17 protein-coding genes, 1 tRNA gene and 1 pseudogene are annotated in these 21,196 nt (G+C 58.2%); 6 read left to right on the top strand and 13 right to left on the bottom strand.

The window, feature by feature from the left end; translation table 11 throughout:
- A partial coding sequence (locus tag ABRP86_RS07125; protein WP_349863472.1) for a transposase occupies positions 1 to 125 on the bottom strand: 125 nt, incomplete at its 3' end.
- Between the two features lie 60 nt (positions 126 to 185).
- Between ABRP86_RS07125 and ABRP86_RS07130 the strand changes: the two are divergent.
- Positions 186 to 503, top strand: a pseudogene (locus tag ABRP86_RS07130) (IS481 family transposase); the annotation flags it as partial.
- A gap of 80 nt (positions 504 to 583) precedes the next feature.
- Here ABRP86_RS07130 and ABRP86_RS07135 read toward each other — a convergent pair.
- Positions 584 to 657 (bottom strand) — tRNA-Gly (locus tag ABRP86_RS07135).
- A gap of 63 nt (positions 658 to 720) precedes the next feature.
- Between ABRP86_RS07135 and dcd the strand changes: the two genes are divergently transcribed.
- Together dcd and ABRP86_RS07145 are read left to right on the top strand one after the other, a co-directional pair.
- Positions 721 to 1,290 (top strand): dCTP deaminase, encoded by a 570-nt coding sequence (gene dcd, locus ABRP86_RS07140; RefSeq protein WP_349863391.1) that lies wholly within the window; start codon positions 721 to 723, stop codon positions 1,288 to 1,290.
- A 36-nt stretch (positions 1,291 to 1,326) separates the two neighbouring features.
- Positions 1,327 to 2,649, top strand: a complete 1,323-nt coding sequence (locus ABRP86_RS07145; RefSeq protein WP_349863393.1) for a UDP-glucose dehydrogenase family protein — start codon at positions 1,327 to 1,329, stop codon at positions 2,647 to 2,649.
- On the opposite strand, the gene ABRP86_RS07150 is transcribed toward ABRP86_RS07145, so the two are convergent.
- The 9 genes from ABRP86_RS07150 to ABRP86_RS07190 all read right to left on the bottom strand — a co-directional run bounded on the left by ABRP86_RS07150 (position 2,646) and on the right by ABRP86_RS07190 (position 14,977).
- The gene (locus ABRP86_RS07150) at positions 2,646 to 3,773 is read right to left on the bottom strand and encodes a YibE/F family protein (RefSeq protein ID WP_349863474.1); all 1,128 of its coding nucleotides are present in this window, start codon (positions 3,771 to 3,773) and stop codon (positions 2,646 to 2,648) included. The two genes, ABRP86_RS07145 and ABRP86_RS07150, sit on opposite strands and share 4 nt — an antisense overlap.
- A 255-nt stretch (positions 3,774 to 4,028) precedes the next feature.
- The gene (locus ABRP86_RS07155) at positions 4,029 to 5,258 is read right to left on the bottom strand and encodes a pyridoxal phosphate-dependent aminotransferase (RefSeq protein ID WP_349863396.1); all 1,230 of its coding nucleotides are present in this window, start codon (positions 5,256 to 5,258) and stop codon (positions 4,029 to 4,031) included.
- 55 nt (positions 5,259 to 5,313) lie between these two features.
- Positions 5,314 to 5,964 carry a DUF1707 SHOCT-like domain-containing protein gene (locus tag ABRP86_RS07160; protein WP_023024180.1) on the bottom strand — a complete coding sequence of 217 codons (651 nt, stop codon included), beginning with the start codon at positions 5,962 to 5,964 and terminating at the stop codon, positions 5,314 to 5,316.
- A gap of 74 nt (positions 5,965 to 6,038) precedes the next feature.
- On the bottom strand, positions 6,039 to 7,346 hold the full coding sequence (locus ABRP86_RS07165) for a cation:proton antiporter (RefSeq protein ID WP_023024178.1): 1,308 nt from the start codon (positions 7,344 to 7,346) through the stop codon (positions 6,039 to 6,041).
- A gap of 34 nt (positions 7,347 to 7,380) precedes the next feature.
- Positions 7,381 to 10,257 (bottom strand): (Fe-S)-binding protein, encoded by a 2,877-nt coding sequence (locus ABRP86_RS07170; protein WP_349863400.1) that lies wholly within the window; start codon positions 10,255 to 10,257, stop codon positions 7,381 to 7,383.
- Between the two features lie 106 nt (positions 10,258 to 10,363).
- Positions 10,364 to 11,263, bottom strand: a complete 900-nt coding sequence (locus ABRP86_RS07175; protein WP_023024174.1) for an oxygenase MpaB family protein — start codon at positions 11,261 to 11,263, stop codon at positions 10,364 to 10,366.
- Positions 11,263 to 12,069 (bottom strand): NAD(P)-binding protein, encoded by an 807-nt coding sequence (locus tag ABRP86_RS07180; protein WP_023024172.1) that lies wholly within the window; start codon positions 12,067 to 12,069, stop codon positions 11,263 to 11,265. The genes ABRP86_RS07175 and ABRP86_RS07180 overlap by 1 nt, the downstream gene beginning before the upstream one ends.
- A 166-nt stretch (positions 12,070 to 12,235) precedes the next feature.
- Positions 12,236 to 13,822: a succinic semialdehyde dehydrogenase gene (locus ABRP86_RS07185; RefSeq protein ID WP_349863403.1), complete on the bottom strand. Its 1,587-nt coding sequence runs from the start codon at positions 13,820 to 13,822 to the stop codon at positions 12,236 to 12,238.
- 78 nt (positions 13,823 to 13,900) lie between these two features.
- A complete protein-coding gene (locus ABRP86_RS07190; protein ID WP_023024168.1) occupies positions 13,901 to 14,977 on the bottom strand; it encodes an oxygenase MpaB family protein in 1,077 nt (358 codons plus the stop codon).
- Between the two features lie 410 nt (positions 14,978 to 15,387).
- Between ABRP86_RS07190 and ABRP86_RS07195 the strand changes: the two genes are divergently transcribed.
- The 3 genes from ABRP86_RS07195 (at position 15,388) to ABRP86_RS07205 (ending at position 17,349) form a co-directional block, all read left to right on the top strand.
- Positions 15,388 to 15,966 (top strand): DUF6230 family protein, encoded by a 579-nt coding sequence (locus ABRP86_RS07195; RefSeq protein ID WP_023024166.1) that lies wholly within the window; start codon positions 15,388 to 15,390, stop codon positions 15,964 to 15,966.
- Positions 15,956 to 16,723 carry a DUF6114 domain-containing protein gene (locus tag ABRP86_RS07200; protein ID WP_349863406.1) on the top strand — a complete coding sequence of 256 codons (768 nt, stop codon included), beginning with the start codon at positions 15,956 to 15,958 and terminating at the stop codon, positions 16,721 to 16,723. Before ABRP86_RS07195 ends, ABRP86_RS07200 begins: the two co-directional genes overlap by 11 nt.
- A gap of 98 nt (positions 16,724 to 16,821) precedes the next feature.
- Positions 16,822 to 17,349: a hypothetical protein gene (locus tag ABRP86_RS07205; protein ID WP_239269257.1), complete on the top strand. Its 528-nt coding sequence runs from the start codon at positions 16,822 to 16,824 to the stop codon at positions 17,347 to 17,349.
- Between the two features lie 21 nt (positions 17,350 to 17,370).
- On the opposite strand, the gene ABRP86_RS07210 is transcribed toward ABRP86_RS07205, so the two are convergent.
- Positions 17,371 to 19,335 (bottom strand): ABC transporter ATP-binding protein, encoded by a 1,965-nt coding sequence (locus ABRP86_RS07210; RefSeq protein WP_349863408.1) that lies wholly within the window; start codon positions 19,333 to 19,335, stop codon positions 17,371 to 17,373.
- On the bottom strand, positions 19,335 to 21,077 hold the full coding sequence (locus ABRP86_RS07215) for an ABC transporter ATP-binding protein (protein ID WP_349863411.1): 1,743 nt from the start codon (positions 21,075 to 21,077) through the stop codon (positions 19,335 to 19,337). Before ABRP86_RS07215 ends, ABRP86_RS07210 begins: the two co-directional genes overlap by 1 nt.
- Positions 21,078 to 21,196 lie beyond the last annotated feature (119 nt).

The following is a 21,196-nucleotide window of genomic DNA, read 5'->3' on the forward strand; positions in this document are numbered from 1 at the left end:
CCAGGTGCGACACCAATTTCTTTGGCTACATGAGCAATTGGGCGCTGCGATTCGATTACTAGGTTTGCGGCTTCACGCCGGTACTCAGGCGTGTATTTCTGGCGTTGTTGACTCACAATGAACATCCTCTCTTACGGACACAAAATCCGCACTAATCGGGTGTCCACTAAACGAGGGTAACCTCAAAAGCCCTAGGCCGACGCACCCCACACCAGGCCTACACCACCGGCACCAAAGCCAACCCAGCCCACAACCCGACACAAGAATGGCGCACAAGAAACGACGTCGTCTGGGACAACGGCAAAACCACCGTGCGCTACGCCGGCAAACTCTTCCACCTAGGCATCGGCCGCAAATGGAAAAGACAGAAAATCCTCATGGTCATCGCCGACAACCACGTCATCACATCACTAGCCGAAACCGGCGAAGTCATCACCGAACACTACATCGACACAGCCCGCGACTATCAAAAGCCCTACTGGAAAAAGGCGACCCACCCCTAGATCCAAAACACGAAAACCGGCACCCCAGAACAAAAACAACTGAGATGCCGGTTTGCCAACGATGTCGCGACTCATGACAGTGGAGCCGACGACGGGAATCGAACCCGCGCCAGCAGCTTGGGAAGCTGCAGTTCTACCATTAAACTACGTCGGCACTGCGCTAAATGCGCTTTCCCTACTATACACCTAGGGCAGGCGATTGAGTAGAATCGGGTCCGTGCTTCTTTCAGATCGTGATATTCGTTCCGCCATTGATTCCGGAGAGCTGGGCATCGACCCCTTTGATAGTGAGCTTATCCAGCCTTCTTCCGTTGACGTGCGCTTGGATAAGTACTTCCGGGTATTCAATAACTCCCGCTATACGCACATTGACCCCAAAGCGGAGATGCCGGAGCTTACCACCTTGGTGGAGGTAGAAGACGAGCAATCTTTTATTCTCCACCCCGGCGAGTTCGTCCTTGGTGCCACGCTGGAGAAATTCACCCTCCCGGCTGATTTGGCCGGGCGGTTGGAGGGCAAGTCCTCGCTGGGACGGCTGGGACTTTTAACCCACTCCACCGCGGGCTTTATCGATCCCGGCTTTTCCGGGCACATCACCCTGGAGCTTTCCAATACCGCGAACCTACCCATTGCGCTGTGGCCGGGGATGAAGGTGGGGCAGCTGGCCATTTTTAAGATGACCTCGCGGGCGGAAAGCCCCTATGGCACGGGGGAATTGGGATCGAAGTACCAAGGCCAGCGCGGCCCAACGCCATCAAAGTCTTACCTGAACTTCCGCAGGGATTAATCTGGTATTTACATAAAATCTCTAGGATGAGGTTTTATGCGGATGACTGTTATTGGCACCGGTTACCTGGGAGCCACCCACGCCGCCTGCATGGCGGAATTGGGGCATGAAGTATTAGGCGTCGATGTAGACGAGGATAAAATCTCCGTCTTGCAATCGGGCAAGGTTCCCTTTTTTGAACCGGGGCTGCCGGAGGTGCTCGAGCGCAATATTGATGCTGGGCGCTTAGGGTTTAGCACGGATTATGACGAGGCCGCGCAATTCGCCAACGTGCACTTTCTCGGCGTGGGAACCCCGCAGCGCCGCGGTTCTTATGCAGCGGATATGACCTACGTTAAGGCCGTTATCACGGACTTGGTGCCCAAGCTGCGTGGGGAGCACGTCATCTTTGGTAAATCCACCGTTCCGGTAGGCACGGCGGCGGAACTACAAGAACTGGCGGATGGTTTGGCGCCCGAGGGAACCCGCGTGGAAATCGCGTGGAATCCGGAATTTTTGCGCGAGGGTTATGCAGTGCACGACACCATCACCCCAGACCGCATCGTGATTGGTACCCGTGAATCAGAATCGCGCGCGGAGGAGCTTGCCCGCGAGATCTACGCACAGCCGCTAGCACAGGATACGCCCTTCATCGCGACCGACCTGCAGACCGCAGAGTTAGTAAAAGTCTCCGCCAACGCCTTTTTGGCCACCAAGATTTCTTTCATCAATGCGGTCTCTGAGATTTGTGAGATCGCGGGTGCTGATGTGGTGGCGCTGGCGGATGCCATTGGCATAGACAAGCGCATCGGCCGCAAGTTCCTGGGCGCGGGCCTGGGCTTTGGCGGTGGTTGCCTGCCTAAGGATATTCGTGCCTTTATGGCGCGCGCCGGTGAGCTCGGCGCCGATCAAGCGCTGACCTTCCTGCGCGAGGTGGATGCGATTAATATGCGCCGGCGCGACCGTATGGTGGATCTGTCTAAAGAAGCCTTCAATGGCTCCCTATTGGGCCACCGCGTTACCGTGCTGGGCTGTGCCTTTAAGCCGAATTCGGACGATGTGCGTGATTCGCCGGCGCTTTCGGTCGCTGGGTCCTTGTCCTTGGCGGGTGCTGCGGTGACTGTCTTTGACCCCGAGGGCATGGACAACGCCAAGAAGGTTTTTCCCACCTTGGACTATGCCGCCGATACGGAATCTGCTTTGCGGGAGGCGGAATTGGTCATCCTAGCCACCGAGTGGCAGCAATTTAAGGAGCTGGACCCGAACGAGGCCGGCGAGCTCGTGGATAATAAGCACATTATCGATGGCCGCAATGTGCTCGACGTTGCGGCTTGGGCCAACGCCGGCTGGAAGATTCAGGCGCTGGGCCGCACGCTTTAACGGCGGCGCGACGGGACCGTAAACGCGGCAATCAGCGTGGTAATCGGTACCGCTAGGGTCAGCGCCATGGCGCCGACGCCGGAGCGCAGGAGCTCGGTGGCGACGAGATCGCTGCTGAGGATTTGCCCCGCGGGGCGTTCGGCGGCGGTGATGAGCAGAAGTAGGGGCAATGCGGCGCCGGTATAGGTCAAAATGAGGGTATAGACCATCGAGGCAATGTGGTCGCGGCCGACCCGCATGGCGGATAAGAAAAGCTCGAGCGGTGAGGCAGCGGGATCGGATTCGTGCAGCTCGGTGATGGTGGAGGCTTGGGCAATGGCGACATCGGCAAGGCTGCCCAACGCACCCACGACGAAGCCGCACAGCAGCACGCCCAGGATGGAAACATTGGGCATATACAGCAGCAGCTTGAGGTTATCTTCGGAGCTATAGCCTTGCAGCTGCGAACTATCGATGGCCGCCCACGCAAGGAACGCGGCGATGGCAAGCGCGGTCAGGGAACCGCCCACCGCGGAGGCGGATTTCCAATTCACGCCGTGGACGAGGGGAACGGCAAGGAGAATGATGGCGGTACAGGCGGCGAGCGCTACCCACAGGGGATTGGTGCCTGCGATGAGCGCTGGGATGAGGAAGCTAAAGACGATGCCAAGGCTTAACCCCAGGCCGACGATCGCGCGCACCCCATGCCAGGCCGCGAAAGCGATGATGACAATCGCGATGACCACGCCCCAGAGGAGGAGGCTATTGCTGCGCTGATAATCGGCAAAGGCATACGATACGGATCCGGTGGGATCGGTGGCCTTCGAGAGCACGATTTTATCGCCTGGCTGCAATTCTGGGTCGCCCGCGTTGCCGAAGGTGACCAATTGGGTCATCTTTCCCTCGTCCTCGCCGGAGGTGATCTTCACCAGCGCCCGGTCACAGTCCACTTCTTCCTTTTCCGGAATAAGCGGCGGGGTATCAAAGGCCAAGCCGGTCTGCTCCGATTGGCACGCCGAATGATCGGTCTTCTCCACGGTGCCTTCCACCTGCGGGTGGTTCAACGCGTAGGTGGACTCGAACTCCTCCGAGGTGTGCTCAGAGGCAGCACTAGTGGGCCAGAGCAGGACGAGGCCGACCAGCATGGCGATAAGGACCGCACCGATGGCGGTTACTAGCCCAATGCGCCACGGGTGACCGGATACCGAGTGCGCCAACTGACGTGGCTTTAGGCGTTGTAACCTCGACCGGCCCTGCGCGTGCCCGCTGGACTCCGATCGACCCTGCGCTTGCCGATGCCGCGAAGCGGCGCCCCTAGTGGAATTAGAAACCGAGGAATGTCGTCCCATACGGTGTATTGTCAACGATTATTACTGCAATTACCAATCGGCTGCTGGGCTCTATTGGCGGTAGCTGACTAAGAAATTGCCCAAGCGTTCGATGGCGTTTTCTAACTGGGAGGCCCAAGGCAGCGTGACCACGCGGAAGTGATCCGGGTGCGGCCAGTTGAAGCCGGTGCCTTGGACCATGAGGATCTTTTCCGCCTTGAGGATGTCCAACATGAGTTTGGAATCATCGTGAATGTCATAGACATTGGGATCCAAGCGCGGGAAGAGATACAACGCGCCCTTGGGCTTTACCGCGGACACACCGGGGATCTCATTGATCTTGTCATAGGCGATATCGCGCTGGCGCAGCAATCGTCCCCCAGCCCCGGTGAGCTCGAAGATGGATTGGCGGCCGCCCAGCGCCACTTGGATGGCATGTTGCGCGGGAACATTCGGGCACAGGCGGGTACCTGCCAGCAATTCGAGCCCCTCAATGAGCCCGTACGCATGATGCTTCGGACCCGTAATGACCATCCAGCCCGCGCGGTAGCCGCATACTCGGTAGGCCTTGGACAGGCCATTAAAGGTAAAGGTCAAGAGATCTGGGGCCAGCGAGGCGATGGAGATATGCTTCGCATCGTCATAGAGGATGCGGTCATAAATCTCATCGGCCAAGATGAGCAGGTTGTGCTCGCGCGCGATATCCACGATTTGTTGCAGGACCTCGCGCGAGTACACCGCACCGGTTGGGTTATTCGGGTTGATGACCACGATGGCCTTGGTCTTTTCGGTGACCTTGGACTTAATATCCTCGATAGACGGATTCCATTCATCTTCCTCGTCGCAGAGGTAGTGCACTGGGGTGCCACCGGCCAGCGAGGTTGCTGCCGTCCACAGCGGGTAATCCGGCGCCGGGATGAGAATCTCATCGCCATTATTGAGCAACGCCTGGGTGGTCATGGTGATGAGCTCGGATACGCCATTGCCCAAGAAGACATCGTTAATATCAAAAGGTGGGAAGTCCTCGAGCTCATAGCGCGTGACGATGGACCGGCGGGCCGAGCTAATGCCTTTGGACGTGGAATAGCCCTGGGAGGTGGGTAAGGCGCTGATCATATCGCGCATGATGACATCGGGTGCATCGAAACCAAATACGGCAGGGTTGCCGGTATTGAGCTTTAAGATGGTGTGGCCATCTAGCTCCATTCTCTCCGCTTCCGCCGAGACCTCACCGCGAATATCGTAAGCGATGCCCTTTAATTTTTCGGACTGGTCAAAGATGCGGGGTTTGGGAGAAGTCATGGCCATATTGTGCCATCTTTCACAGCGTTAAGAAATATTGCAGCGCACCTCAGCGCTATTTATTATTCCACTTGTTGATTTGCTTCTTCGCCATTTCCATAGCCTGACCAGTAAGTTCACCGGCCTGTTGGCGGCGTTCGGCCCACATTTTCTTTTCTAATTCTTTTTGGTGCGCCCGCTCGTGTGCCGTCAGCGCACGGATCTCGCGCTGCTGTTGGCGCTCAATCTGCCGCACCGACGGGGCATGCCACGATTGCGGGCCCACCTTGGCCACGTACAAGAGGATCCACACGATAGGAATGAGCGCTGCGGCTACGGCGCCGCCGGCAAGCAACCAGGGGCTATTCATGGTGGCGCTGAGCATGACAAGGGTAGGCGATGCCGCGAGTAGAACTACCGAGCTGGCCAGCGCGGTAGCGACGCGGGGCTTCTTCGCGGCATTAAAGGCGCGGTCCACATCGCCTTGGGAATAGATCTTTACCTCTTGTGATCCGGTCGCAGGGATATCGCTGAAAATTGGCGCCAGGTCCTTGTGGGTGACGGCCTGCATGACGCTATCGGAGCGCTCCTCAAACTCGGTCATAGATAAGCGACCTTCGCCCACTGCGCGGGCTAGATCCGTCAGGGCATCGTTGCGCTCTGAATCGGATAGACGCAGGGTCCGGTCATAGGGGGAGGATCCGTAGCTATTAGTCACAGCCACCATAATAGACAACCTGATTCAAAAAGAATATGCCCTGCCGTGGTGGCAGGGCATAGCTTCTAGTGCGGGGTAAAAGATTAGAGTTCTTGCGACTCTTCTTCCTTATCGTCCTCGGTGGAATCGGACTTCTTCTTTGGATCGGATTCATCAACTGTCTTGGAGTTCTTCCTTCCCACCAGGTTGGCCAGGAATGGGAAGATGGCAACGGTCAGCGCGCCACCGGCAACGAAGATGGACGCGGTTTCTTGCTTCATCAATTCCGAATTAACGGCCAGCGACGTCACGGCAACGATGATCGGCAGGCCGGTCGCCGTGTACAAGCTGACCTGGAGGCGTTCGCGCACCGTTTCAATTTCGGAGCCGGTGTGGCCCACATTCTCGCGCAGGAATACCGGCAGGCCGCGGGTGACAAGAATAAGCGCCGGGATGCCCAGTACTTTCCCCGGGTTATTAGCGATGGTATCCCAGTTAATCGTCATGCCAGAGACTACGAAGAAGACGGGGATGAGCATGGAGTGGAAGACCACATCGAGGCGGTGTTCCAAGCGGCGATGGAACTCATCCGGGATGATGCGGTTCAAGATGATGCCGGCGGCGAAGGCACCCAGCACGATGTCTAGCTCAAAGACCGCCGTGACGGCCATGAGGGTGGCAAGAATAAGGATGATAAGGCGCAGAATGGTCTGGTTGGTGGACCCTGCACCGGAGATAAACGCCGCTTTAACCCACGGAATCGTCGTTGCAATGGCAGCCGGCATGATGGCGACGGCCACGGCGATGCCGATGAACGCAAGCATAATCAGCAGCGTGGTCCACGTGGAGCGCGTGCTGAGCAGCAGCGCCATCGCGGTAATGGGGGCGACCTCACCAATAGCGCCGTGAATCATGACTGATTTGCCCACTTTGGTCTCGAGCACACGGTCCTGTTTCAACATGGGCTGAAGCGTGCCCAGTGCCGTGGATGTCAGTGCCAGCGCCACCACGATGGCACCAGGGACATTATCGACCAAGAAGTACGCGCCGACGCCGCAGGCCACGAGGCAGATAAGCCAGGTGGACAGTGCAGTTCCCGCCTCTTTGGTTTTGAGCGTAGAAATCTCGATTTCAAAACCGGCGAGCAAGAAGAGTGCACCAACACCCAGCTCTTTCAGCATGCTGATGCCGGCATCCTCATGGGCGACATCCAAAAGCGATGGGCCGATGACCATGCCAAAGATGATGAGAAGGGCAACGGCCGGCAACCGGTTGCCCAACATGAACGACACTATGGGCGCCAACAGCGCCGCGAGCATGATCCAGGCAAAGGAAACGAGGCTAGTGGTGTTTTCCGTCGCACCCGCTGCGAGAACAAAAGTATCCGCAGCCCATCCCACATCTAAATGCATGAATCACAGCGTACGCACTCATCCGTGCGCATGCCTACTCGGTATTCGTGTCCTTCGGCGGTGTGGGTGGCTTCGGCGGTTCCGGTGGCTTGGGGGCCTTGGGAGCCTCCGTGCTTGCCGATGGCGCCGGTGGTGCCGGCGGAGTGGACGGCGCGGACGATGCCGGCGGAGCTGGTGGCGCCGCTGCCTCGGGTTTCTTGTCAGTCTGCGGTGGCTTTGGCGCTGCTGGAGCCTGTGGCGCCTTGGCAGCTTGCGGAGTCTGGGGCGACTGTGGAGCTGCAGGTGGTTGTGGCGTAGCTGGTGCTTGCGATGCAGCGGGTGGCTGTGGGGCACTAGGCGGTTGGGGCGCCGCGGGTGCTTTCGCATCTGGAGCAGCCGGCGGAGTCGGGGCACCTGGAGCTGTCGGGGCACTTGGCGCTGCCGGAGCCTTCGGAGCCGCCGGGGCGCTAGGTGCCGAAGAAGAACCTGGAGCGGCAGGAGCAGCAGGGGCCTTGGGAGCCTTTGGCTGCGTGGCAGCACCCGGTGGGGTTGGCGCGCTGGGCGCGGAGGGGGCACTCGGTTCGGCAGGCGGAGTAGGCGCCGACGGGGCATTAGTGGATTTCGGGGCACTCGGTGCGTTGGGTGCGTGGGGTGCCGAAGGAGCATTGGGGGCCGCCGGGGTAGAAGGAGCCTTTGGCGCGGATGGGGCCGCAGCATTGGGGGCCGCCGGTGCCGAAGGCGCGGCGGGCGTAGCAGGTGGCGCGGTAGCCGTGGGGGTATTGGTGGAGGAGGGGGCATCGGCAGGCGCGGGCGCCTTGGGGGATTCAGCGGTGGCGGTAGCTGAAGCCGCACGGTGGCGCACTGGGGTGCCCAAGAAGGCCTTGGGGCGAGGCTCTGGAAGGGTGCCCTTGTCATCCAGGGAAATGGAATTGCGCAGCATGGTGGCCACGTCGTTGACCTGAGTGGTGGGGGTGGACTCGGCGGCCAAAGATTTCACACCGCCGGTCATCATGACATTGCAGAACGGGCAGCCGGTGGCGATTTCCTCGGCGCCGGTCTCTAGCGCTTGCTCCGTGCGGAACTCATTGATTCGAGAGCCCAGCTTTTCTTCCATGAACATGCGCGCGCCACCGGCGCCGCAGCAAAAGGCTTCATCGCGGGACTTGTCCATCTCGCGCAACTCCACGCCCGTGGCCTCGAGAAGCTCGCGCGGGGGATCGAAGACCTTATTGTGCCGGCCCAAAAAGCACGGATCATGGTAGGTGATCGGTTTGCGGTTTTCCGGGGTACGTGGGACCGGCTGCAGCAGCTTCTCGCGCACCAGGCGGTTGAGCAGCTGCGTGTGGTGGAAGACATCGAAATGCCCGTCGAAGTCCGGGTACTCATTGCGGATGGTATTAAAGCAGTGCGGGCAGGTCGTGATGATTTTCCGCTGGCCTTCCGGCACGCCCTCGAAAGCGTTGTTAAGTGTTTCAACGTTTTGCTGCGCCATCATTTGGAACAAGAACTCATTGCCGGCGCGGCGGGCGGGATCGCCGGTGCAGGTCTCACCAGTAGAAAGCACACCGAATTTCACGCCGGCGGTGTGGAGAAGATCCACCACGGCGCGGGTGGTGCGGCGGCCATTGTCATCATAAGCGCCGGCGCAGCCTACCCAGAGGAGGTATTCCATATCGGAGAAATCGGCGGCGTCCTCACCAATGATGGGCACCTCGATGCCATCGGCACGTGCCTCATCAATCCAGGCGCGGCGCTCGGAATTATTGCGGCCCCAAGGGTTGCCCTTGGTCTCCATGTTTTTAAATAGTCCGGTCAGCTCCGATGGGAAATCGGATTCTGCCAAGACCTTGAAGCGGCGCAGGTCCGCAATATGGTCAATGTGCTCGATATCGGTGGGGCACTGATCCACGCAGGCACCGCAGTTGGTGCAGGACCACAGGACATCGTCATCGATAACGCCAGCCATCGAGAGCACATCGAGGCCCTCGTGTGGGTTGTAGTTATCCAGCGCGCCCTGGCGCAAGTCCATCATGACCTTTTTGGGGCTCAGCGGCTTATCGGTATTCCAAGCCGGGCACAGCTCCTGGCAGCGGCCGCACTCGGTGCACGCGGTCGAATCCAGCAGCAGTTTCCAGCTGCCAGGGGTGATGTCTTCTTCCAAGTCCGGGGTAGGCAGGGATTTGAGCGCCTTTTCTCCAGAGGTATTGCGCTGGAAAAAGATATTGAAAAACGCCATGAAGCGGTGCCACATGACACCCCACTGGAATTTGCGGGAAATGAAGAAGATGAAAAGGAGCCCGGACAGCAGCTTGACCAAGGCAAAGAAGCTGACCAGTGCCGGGGACTCAGGCAGTGCCTTAGCTAAGTGAATAGTCAAGAAATCCGCGACTGCGGAACCGCCACCAAAGGCCGCGATCTTGGAAGCTTTGACCAAGAGCATGCTGAGGCCCTCGATGAAAACGATGGCCTCCACCCAGCGGGCCGCTGCCGTTTGGGAGTTGAAAAAGCGGCTGCCGCGCTCGGTATCGCCCAGTTTTAGGCGCACGCCGATGAGGAAGCAAATGCCCAGCACCGTGCCGATGCCGAGCACTTCTTCCACGAAGTGATACACCGGCCAGGTGCTTAAGCCCGGCCACCCTTTATCCGGGGCGAAAGTTTGAATATAGGCCTCAAACCACACCAGGATGCCGAATAAGAAGCCCACCATGACCGCCCAGTGGGCGGCATTGACCAATGGTTTTCCCTTGAAGTGGGTGTGGCCGAAGACCTCTGCCAGCACGCGCCCGACGCGCTTTACGGGGCTATTGGTGCGCTCTAGTTGGGTTGGTCCGCCGGAGCGGATGAACTTAATGAGCGCGCCTATGCGGGCGAAAAAGTATAGCCACACCGGAATCGATGTGGCTATAGCAATCCAACCGGACACGGTTGTCATTCGTGCTCCTTCACTACTAATGCTCCACGTTGTTATCTACCTTAAGGCCTCAAGGTGCAATCGTGGGAGTCAGTATTCAGTAACTATGAGTGAAGGGGTAAAGGCCTTAGTAGTGGAAGCCGCCTTCAGCTTCCGCCTTCTCAAAGGCGCGGGTAGCAATAGGAACCATGCGTGCCTTACGCGGGAGGACGGAGAAGACGCCACGGACGGCGCGGGAGAAGATCTTGAGCTTGCGCTCATCCTTCTTGGTCCACTCCCAGCCAAGCTTGTTGCGCAGCTTGTCCGGAATCATGCCGATTGCAACCCACAACAGCAGGCGGGATGCGTAAGGTGCAATGGGCTTCCACAGCCAGTTGGGCACCTTCGGATCCGGGCTGTCGAGGGTAAGGCCGTTGATGATGCGAGAGCGCTCGATGGTTTCGCTGATATCGAGGGTATCGATCATGTTGTCCACGTACTCTTCAAACTCAGCGTACGTCTTTGGCGCATCGTCGGGCTCTGCAACCTCGTAGAAGGTGTACCAGGTACGGGTCTCCTGGAAGAGCTGCTCGCGCTCCTCTGGGGTCAAAGGATCCATGAAGTTGCCGGCCAACTGGTACGGCATAGCAGCGAAGGTAGCGTGTGCCCAGTAGTAAACATCCGGGTTCAGCGGGTGGTAGCGGCTTCCATCTGGGTGGGTGCCCTTGATGTCCTTGTGGAAGTCACGAATCATGACGCCAACTTCTGGGCCTTCATAGATCGTGCGGATGATCGGGAAGGCGGAGCGAACCAAGCGTGCAACCTCGTTATCAAAAACGTTGGAGTGCTGCACCAAGGACCGGCTGACGTCACGCTGGGCAATCTGCAAAAGACCAGCAGACAGTGCGACGAATGCGGAGCGCCAGTCACCAAAGCGCTGCCACAGGATGGAATCCGGGCCCAGCTCAGGCAGGTTATCGGTGTTATTATCTGCAGTCTGGGTGTGCTTGTCGTTTACAGTGCTTTCAGGATTGCTCAGAGTAGTCATTATGCCTCCTTAAGGGCAGTAGCGGACTTTTGTTGTTTCTGGCGTTCGGACGAGGCGGACTCAGGGGCGTAGTTGGATGCTCGCTTGAAATCATGGGCCGGTGCATCGAACCCTGCGAGCACTTCGCGGATTCCGCGTACGGTACCGGGCTGAACCAACCACTTATCGTGCTTGACGGTTAGTTCGCCTGGTCCACGAATCTCGAGCTGGCGGACGTAACGGCGGCAGTGATCGGCGCGGGCTTCGATGACAGCCAGTGGGCGACGCTTGAGGTAAGAGTCGCGCGGGGTGGGGCCGTCAACAAAGAGGGCATTAGGCAGCCCGAATACCTCTACGCCGTGGTGGAGGTACATGTCATCGACGCTGGCCTTTGACCGTCCTGGAACGGAAATCCACGGGGACTCCTCGCCGGTGGCGCGAATCAACACATCGAAAGCTTGGGTTTCCTGACCAGAATCACCGAGGTAGGAGATTTCCCATTTGCCTTCTGCTCGGTCGAACTCGGCACCAGTAACGGCGGTGGAACCGCGGAACTCGGCGCCACTGGCAGCAACAGCCTCTTCAAGGTGGCGTACTACAGAAGCTGGCGAGCCATCAGTTTTAGTGAGACGGAGGTACGGGGTACGGAAGTGGTACTTCCGGGAAACCTCAGTGGCCTCAGCGGAATTGAAGTGACCACCGATGTGCGGTTCTTGTTCAAAAAGAACGGTGTCGAATCCAGAGAATGCGCATTCAGAAGCCGCGGCGCATCCGGCTACTCCGGCACCAACCACTGCGACAGTCGGTCGGCGGTATGGCTTGAACATACTGTTCCTTTCGAGTTTCACAGGGCGCTTACTGGCCGCTGTGTGTTGTGCAATTTATGTATTCAGCAGAACACATTTCTGAATATGTTGTGATCTTACACACATGCCTGCTAAATGTGAAGTGAGTTACTGAATTTAAGCGGTGACTGCTTATGCTGCGCAGTACTTAGGGGAGGAAACGCAAGGCCTTTCCTAAGCGCAATGCAGAGCTCAGCAGGGTGCCGTAGTACTTATTGGGAAGCCAGCTTGGCCCACGCATCGGCATGATCCTTTGCGAGGAGATATTCTTCGCTTCCGTATATTTGGTCAGACCCTCGTGGCCATGGCGGCGGCCAACACCGGACTCCTTGACACCACCCAGCGGGGTAGAAATCGAGGCCCACGTAGAGGCGTAACCGTCATTGATGGTCACGCTGCCTGCTTCAATTTTCTCAGCGATGCCCTGTGCGGTCTCGGGCTGTCCGAATACAGAGGAGTTCAGGCCGTAGGGCAATTTATTTGCCTGCTCGATGGCCTCTTCGACATCGCGCACGCGTTGCACATAGACCACGGGGCCAAAGACCTCTTGCTCTGCAAGCTCGGTGCCTTCTCCCAAATCAGTGAGAACCGTGGGCTCAAAGTGGTAGGGGCCAATATCCGGGCGGGGCTTGCCGCCGGTAATAACGGTGGCGCCCTTATCCACCGCATCGTCGACAAAGTGCTGCACCACATCTAGTTGGTTTTGGCCGATGAGTGAACCCATCGTGTAGTCCCAGTTCAAACCGGAACCAAGCTTGATGGACTCGGTTGCCCGGCGGAATGCGATGATAAATTCATCGAAGATGGCATCGGGGACGTAGATGCGTTCAATCGACACGCACAGCTGGCCCGAATTGGAAAAGCAAGCGGTAGCGATGGTGTCAATATGCTTGTCGATGTCCGCATCCGGCGCGATGATCATCGGGTTCTTACCACCCAGTTCTGCGGAGTATCCGACGAGGCGCTCGCCTACGGTGGCACCCAAAATCTTGCCGGTCTTGGTGGAACCGGTAAACATCAGGTAATCGCAGCGTTCGGAGATGGCTGAGCCAACGACTCGACCGGAGCCGGTAATGATCTGCAGCAAATCCTTCGGCAGTCCTGCTTCCTTCAAGAGGTAGAGGGAAATCAGGTTAGAAAACGGGGTGGATCCATCGGGCTTGGCCACAACGCCATTGCCGGCAAGCAGTGCCGCAACGGCATCGGAAATGCCCAATGCTAATGGATAGTTCCACGGGCTGATTTGCCCCACAACGCCCTTAGGAACTCGCTGCAAGTGCGTTTTGGTGATGAGCGGAAATGCGCCCGGCTGCTTCTGGGTGGCCAATAGCTTTGGCGCATTATTTGAGTAATAACGCGCGTTATTTAGTACGTCGAGTACCTCATCAAAGGCGGCCGTGCGGTCTTTGCCGGTTTCCAATTGGATGAAATCCGCAAGCAGCTCGCGGTGTTTAGCCACGAGGTGGTGGAAGCGCTTCATTACCTTTACGCGCTGTTTAACGTCGGTATCGGCCCAGGCCTTTTGGGCCTGACGCGAACGGCGGAAAGCCTCATCTACGTCTTCTTCGGAGCCTACTCCAACCCAGCCTAATTCTTCTTCAAATAAGGGGGAGTGGACCGCTTTGCGTTCGCCTTTATCCAGCGAACCGGTGGAGTAGTTAGTGGTGAGATGTTGTAGCTCAGTTAGTAATTGCTGTGGCAAGGGCCGTTCTTGTAGACGGCGTGGTAAAGACATGTAATGCACGCTCCAGAAAGATCAATGAAAAGGTTCGTGAGCTAAAAAGCTCACGAACAATAAGGAAGCCGGTGTGATTTAGAACGGGCAGCCGGCTGCCCGGCGTGCGGCTACTGCATCATCGGAATCCGGCTTGTCGGTAGATTCCGCGGTGGCAGCAGAGTCCTTAGCCTGGGCGGCGTTGTAGCCTTGGATCTTCTTCGGCTCCTTGTACTTGCCCTCGATCATGCCGTTCTTGATCATCAAGGAACGACCAGGCTCCATGTAGCGCTTGTCCTCAGGGAGGTGGTCCATGATGAAGCGAACGGACTTGGCGATGCGGTCGAAGCGCTTCTGGTCGCGCTTGGTCCACTTCAGCTCCAAGATGTCGCGGTACTTCTGCGGCAGGGTGGCCACAGTCAACCAGATGGCGCTGCGCATAATGGGCTTCCAGATAACCTTCCATACTGCCTCTGGAACGCCTTCCGGAGCCTTGACCGGCTCTACGCGTGCGGTGCGCAGGGCGAAATCAACGGTCTGGTTGCGCTCGAGCACGGTATCTGCCATGTCATCCATGTACTTGATCAAGTCATCGTAGTTATCGATGACCGGACGCTCAGACATGCCGTACTTATCCCACCAAGTCACGCCCTCGCGAACGATTTGGTCGCGCTCTTCCTTGGTGAACGGGGTACCGAAGAGATCTTGGGCGTAGATAACGCGGTAAACGAAGGTGGCGTGTGCCCAGTAGTAGGTCTCCGGGTTCAGGGAGTGGTAACGCTCGCCATTTTGCAGCGTGCCCTTAATGGTGACGTGGTAGTCGCGGATGCGCTCACCGATGTCCCCATCATCGTAGATGGACTCAATAATCTGCGGCGTAGAGCGCTGCAGACGGGCGAAAGGTTCGTCGAAGAACTTCGAGTGGTCCAAAAGGGACTGACCAATCGCTGGGTGCATATTCTGCAAAATGCCGGTGTAACCGCGTAGTAGCTGCAGGCGGTTGTCCGAGCCCCACTTCCACAACAGGGAATCCGGGCCCAAAGGAGCGCGCCGCAGTTCGCGCTTTTCTTCCTTCTTGTCCTGAGCGTTTACTTCTTCTGCACCGGACTGAGAGGAATCAATGTGGGTATTTTCTTCGTTTGCCTGTGCATTTTCGGGTTTCAGTGAGTTGGACAATTCGACCCTCCTTAGTCGATAAAATCTGATGGTTGTGTAGCGTAACACACACCGGTGCGCACCTATTACATGGCGCACAAATTTGGGGGTGCAACGATGTGCGCTGCAGGTTTAGTGGGGGATCGGAAGTTGACAACGGCAGGGGGTGCGATAATCTTCATTAAACATATGACTTGGGCTACACCGTTGCGGGCGTATTTAATTGCACCCCTATTTGTGTGACGTGTCTCAGGTAGTGTTAACGTGTGTTCAAGCTCATTCAATCAGTGGATTGCGTAGGTCTATTTCTCATCGTCGGCTTGTATATCTCTGGCCGCGGTAAAGAGTGGGCTGAAAATTCACAGTAGACGGGGGATGCCGCTAAAACAGGCAGCTACCCCGCCTTTTCAATTCCACAGAAAGGTTCCTTCATGGGCAGGATTAGTATTCCAAAGTTTGCAACCGCACTGGTTGCCGGGCTTGCAGCTTTTGGTGTAACAGGTTTTGCGGTAGCCCAAGGTGGCTTGACCGCTAATATCGCACTTTCAGGAACCTTCTTTAAGGTGAACATGAGCCACCTAGAGGGCGAAGGATTGTCGATCTTCGTTGATAGGGACAAGATGGGAGAAGAAACCATCCCCGCCGCGCGCTTGAAGTTTGAGCACGCAGTGGCTTCCAACTTGTGCCTGTCCGCCAATCTTCCTGATGTCCCAGGGATTGGCGAGACCACCTTCGCCCTCCGTGCGAATGGTGATGACAGTGTGGAGGTAGAAAACCTCTTGGTTGGTGCTACCGACATTAAGGGTCAGCTGGATCTGACGAACGCCAACGTGGGTGTTGACGCCAGCCAGGTCAATGACAAAGCAGATCCAGGTTCGTGGGGATTGTACGCGCAGAAGGTGACCCTGAGCGCGGACGATATTCGTACGACCTCGGTGGGAGCAGAAAGGCTCGCTGCCTCTGGTGTGAATGTGACGGTGAAGAGGGGAAGCAACAACAATGGCTGCTAAGTCTTCTGATGATGAGACTTTGCGCATGCCTGCAGTGAACGAAACCGGTACCGATAACGGCGAAGCTGCACGCAGCGCCCAAGATTCCGCCCATGAGCCAGCCGAGAAAACCGCTGGCGAGGCCGCCGCTGGCACCGATCACGCTAGTGCTGCGGAGACGAAGGCCGACGGCACCGCTGCTGTTGGTGCTGCAGCCATGGCCGCGGCGGAAAGCGATGGAGACAATACATCGCAGTCGGTCGCGGATGCGGTCAAAAGCGCTGGTGAATCGCAGGACTCCGCAGCGAAGAACAAAAATGATAAAGCCGTGACCCGAGTGGCCCCCAAAGAGAGCTGGTGGAAGCGGTTCAAACACTGGCGCAAGCGTCGCCCGTTCGCGGGTGGCTTGTTGCTTATCTTGTCCGGCATCGCCATCGCCGCGCCGGCTTATATTACTGTGCGCATTTCTGATCTGCTGGTCATGATTTCCACGGTCTCGGGCGTTTCGACGCTCCTTATTGGTGCGGCACTTATCATGTTCGGCCTTGGATCTTGGTTTAGGCAGGAGACTTCGTCTTACCTGGGTGTTTTAGCCATTTTGGTGGCGATCATCGCGCTTCCCACCACGAACCTGGGCGGCTTCGTGATCGGCAGTCTTTTGGGCATTATCGGTGGTGCGCTCTCATTTGCTTGGCAGCCACAGGATCGCCAGAAGTCTCCTAAGAAGCACAAGAAGAAGAAAAAGTCCCAGGCCAAAGAACTGGCGGTTTCAGCATGAAGCTATTCAGGCTGAGCTCACTACCGCGTCGTCGCTCCGCTCGTGTGGTAAAAAGTAGTGCGCTCGGGGTGCTCTGCGCTTTTACAGCGGTGTGTGCGGTGAACCAACCTGAGGAGACCCGTGCGCAGGAAGGCTTGGCCTTAGCGCAATCTGAACTCAGCACGGTGACTGCTGATAACGTCACCCTGACTGGAAACGTAAGCGCCTCGCTCATTACTGTGCCTACCGCACAGGGTGAACAACGAGCGCTGAAACTCGTAGGTGATAAGTTGGCCGCGCGAAACCTCGCGTTGACCCTGCCCGCCGCTATGGGACAGGGCAAGCTAACTACCGGTGATGTGGAGACCACCGTCACGGACGGTCCGGTCACCGTGCTGACCACTGGACTGCAGACAACGCCCGCGGTGGTGGATCACCCCACCATTCCGGTAAACGTCGATTTATCCAACGGCGATCTCAACGCGGTACTTGATCAATTGGGCGTTCCTGACCCGCACGTGGTGCCCGATGCTCCTATCCCGAACGTTCTGATGGAGCACATTTCGCTGCAAGATGTCACTATGGAGCTGGTCAACCTGCAGGGCGCTAATTTGCACGCCCCGCAGGTCCAGCTCAACGTGCAGTAACCACGCAGCGGCTCCCTGCCTTTAAGCCTTTTTGAACTGCGATTGGTGCAGACGCCAATAAGCGCCTTGGGCGCGCAGCAGTTCTTCGTGCGAGCCTTGCTCGACGATGCCCCCGTTTTCCATCACCAAGATCAGATCCGCATCCCGGATGGTGGACAAGCGGTGGGCGATGACGAAGGAGGTGCGCTCTGCGCGCAGGGCATTCATGGCCTCTTGGACAAGCACCTCCGTGCGGGTATCCACGGACGAGGTGGCTTCATCCAAGATGAGCAGCGCAGGCTGGGCCAAGAAAGCGCGGGCGATGGTAATCAGCTGGCGCTCACCGGCGGAGATGGCGCCTCCATCTTGGTCGATGACGGTGTCATAGCCCTCCGGCAGGGAGTGCACGAAGCGATCGACGTAGGTGGCCTTGGCCGCAGCGATGACCTCATCGTCCGTGGCATCGAGCCGGCCGTAGCGGATATTGTCCATGATGGTGCCCTCAAAGAGGACGGCATCTTGTAGCACCATGCCCACTTGGGAGCGCAGGGCGGTGCGGGGCATGTGAGCGGTATCGTGGCCATCGATAAGAATGCGCCCAGAATCGATGTCATAAAAGCGCATGAGCAGATTGACCATGGTGGTCTTGCCCGCGCCGGTAGGGCCTACGATCGCCGCGGTTTGCCCCGGCTCCACGCGCAGGTTGAGCCCGGTAATAAGTTCCTTTTCCGGCGAATAGGAAAAGTCAACGTCCTGGAACTCCACGCGGCCGCGGGCGCGGCCGGCTAGCTCATCGCTGGTGTTCTCCAACGATTGCTCTTCGGCGTCGAGGAACTCGAAGACGCGCTCGGCTGAGGCCACGCCGGATTGCACCTGTTGCATCATGCCGCCCAATTGGCCCAGCGGCTGGTTAAATTCGCGGGAGTACTGGATAAAGGCGGTGGCCTGGCCCAGGGTCATCTGCCCGTTGGCCACGCGCAGGCCGCCCAGGACGGCGATGGCCACGTAAGACAAGTAGGACACGAATTGCATGATGGGCATTATGATGCCGGAGAGGAATTGCGCCAGCGCGGAGGAGCGGAAAAGCTCGTCATTGCGCTCATCAAATTGGCGCGTCATATCCTCCGTGCGGCCAAAGACGATGCCCAGATCGTGGCCGGAGAAGGACTCTTCTACCTGGCCATTGAGCTGGCCGGTAGCGCGCCACTGGGTTTTGAATTGGCGCTGCGAGCGCCCGCCGATGACCCCGATGATCAGTCCAGTTAGTGGCAGCGCCAAGAGCGCCACTAGGGCGAGCTGCCAAGAGATGCTAAACATCATCACGGTGATGCCCAGGATCATCAGGATGTTATAAAACAGCTGGGAGAGCGCCTGCTGGAGGGCCTGTTGCACATTGTCGATGTCATTGGTGGTGCGCGAGAGGATATCGCCGCGCTGGTGGGAATCGAAGTAATTCAACGGCAGCGCATGCACCTTGGCCTCCACGCGCTGGCGCAGCTCGTAGACCGTGTCGATGGTCAGGCGGTTTAAGATGAGCCCCTGCCAGAGCTGGAAGCCGGCAGAGACGATGTACATCGCGATCACCGCGATGATAAGCGTGCCCAAGCGGGTAAAGTCGATGCCCTCGCCGGGAGTGAAATCCATGCCTGAGGCCATATCGGCCACCTGATCCTGGCCCTGGGCACGCATGCCGTCGATGGCTTGCTGCGCCGAGATGTCAGTCGGCAGCTCGCGAGAGATAACGCCGGAGAAAATGACGTCCATGGCATCGCCCAAGACCTTGGGTGCGAAGACCGCGAGGAAGACGCAGACTATGTTCATCGCCGCCACTACCGCCAGCAGGCGCTTATAGGGCATGAGCAGCAGCAGCAAGCGCTTGGCAGAAGGCCAGAAATTCTTGGCCTGGCGGGGTGCGGAACCGGACCATTCATCGGCGGCGAGCTTGGCCTCAAGCTCTTGGAGCTCAGCGTCCTCAGCGGAGGAGTGGTGGGTGGTGTCCTTGGCCATTAGTGCTCGCCTCCAGTTACTCCAGCGGTTTCTTGGGATTCAACGATTTCCTGGTACACGCCCGAAGATTTCAGCAGTTCCGCGTGGGTGCCGCGGGCGACGATGCGCCCGGCATCGATGACCAAAATCTGATCGGCATCCTGGATGGAGGCCACGCGCTGGGCCACGATGATGGTGGTCACGGCCTCGCCGCGCTCGGCAAAGGACTGATGCATGGCGGCGCGCACATTGGCATCCGTGACTACATCCAGCGCGGAGAAGGAGTCATCGAAAAGGTAAATGCGCGGCTGGGCCACGAGCATGCGGGCGATGGATAGCCGCTGGCGTTGCCCGCCCGATACATTGGTTCCGCCCTGCGCGATGGGCATGTCTAAGTCATCGACGAAGTCCGCCTGCGCGACGCGCAGCGCCTCCCATAATTCATCGTCGGTGGCCGCGGGGCGACCCAACCGCAGGTTGGAGGCCACCGTGCCGCTAAACAGGTAGGCCTTTTGCGGCACCAGCGAGACGCGGCTGACGATGTCCGCGCGGGAGAGGGAGGTTGTGGGGGTGGCATCGATAAGCACCTCGCCCTCGCTCGGGACATACAGGCGCGGGATGAGTGACAACAGCGTGGTCTTGCCCGCGCCGGTAGAACCGATGATCGCGGTGGTGGTGCCGGGAGTGGCGGTAAAGGAAATATCCTCTAGCACTGGGGCATCCGCGCCGGCATAGGAGAAGCTGACATTGCGAAACTCCACGGTGCCGGAATTGGTCGCCGGGGTGACGGTATCTTGCGGCGGGGTAATGGACGGCTCGTGACTTAAGACCCCGGTGATGCGGCGGGCACAGACGAGGGCGCGTGGGAGCATCATCGCCATAAACGTGCCCATCATGACGGCAGCGAGGATTTGCAGCAGGTATTGGAGGAAGGCGGTGAGCCCGCCGACATCGACAAGCCCGGCATCCACGCGCTGGCCACCAAACCACAGCACTGCGCCCGTGGCCACGTTCAAGATGACGGTGATAATCGGGAACATGAGGACAAAAAGCTGGCCGATTTTCAGCGAAAGCCGGGTAATATCCTTATTGGCCTTGGTAAAGCGCTCAGCTTCATAGGCCTCGCGCACAAAGGCGCGCACGACGCGGATGCCGGTGATTTGCTCGCGCAAGGTGCCGTTGATGGTGTCCAATTTGTCCTGCATAGAACGAAAAAGCGGCATAAGCCGCGCGATGAGGCCGGAGATGGTGCCCAGCAGCACCGCGACAGAAACCCAGACCAACCAGGATAGTCCGGCGTCCTCGCGGATAGCCATGATGATGCCGCCGATGGACATAATGGGTGCTGTAACCATGAAGTTCAGCATCATCATGTAGACCATCTGCACCTGCTGCACGTCATTGGTGCCGCGGGTAATAAGCGTGGGCGTGCCGAACTCGCTCATATCTTCTGCGGAGAAGGTGGTGACCCTGCGGAAGACCTCGCTGCGCAGATCCCGGCCCACACCCATGGCGGTGCGGCTGCCGCACCACACCGCGCCGATGGCGGTAATGACTTGGACAAAGGCCACGATGAGCATGATTCCGCCGGTGCGCCAGATATAGTCGATATCGCCTTTAGATACGCCTTCATCAATGACCTTGGCGTTCAAGGAGGGCAGATACAGGGTCGCCGCGGTGGACAGCGCCTGCAGGATAAGTACCGCTATGACGTAGAGCGTATAAGGCGCCGAGCGGGTGAAGAGGATTCGGACTAGATCCATAAACCTGCGCTTCTTTCGGGACTAATAGGGGGTAACCGCACAAGTATATCTGGTTGGCGCACGCGGGGCGAACGATATTTTTTGGCACCTGCCCGTTTGGTACCTGCCCGCAAGGCCGA

Origin of the sequence: Corynebacterium sp. KPL3927 (genome assembly GCF_040225835.1) — a bacterium.
GTDB lineage: Bacteria > Actinomycetota > Actinomycetes > Mycobacteriales > Mycobacteriaceae > Corynebacterium.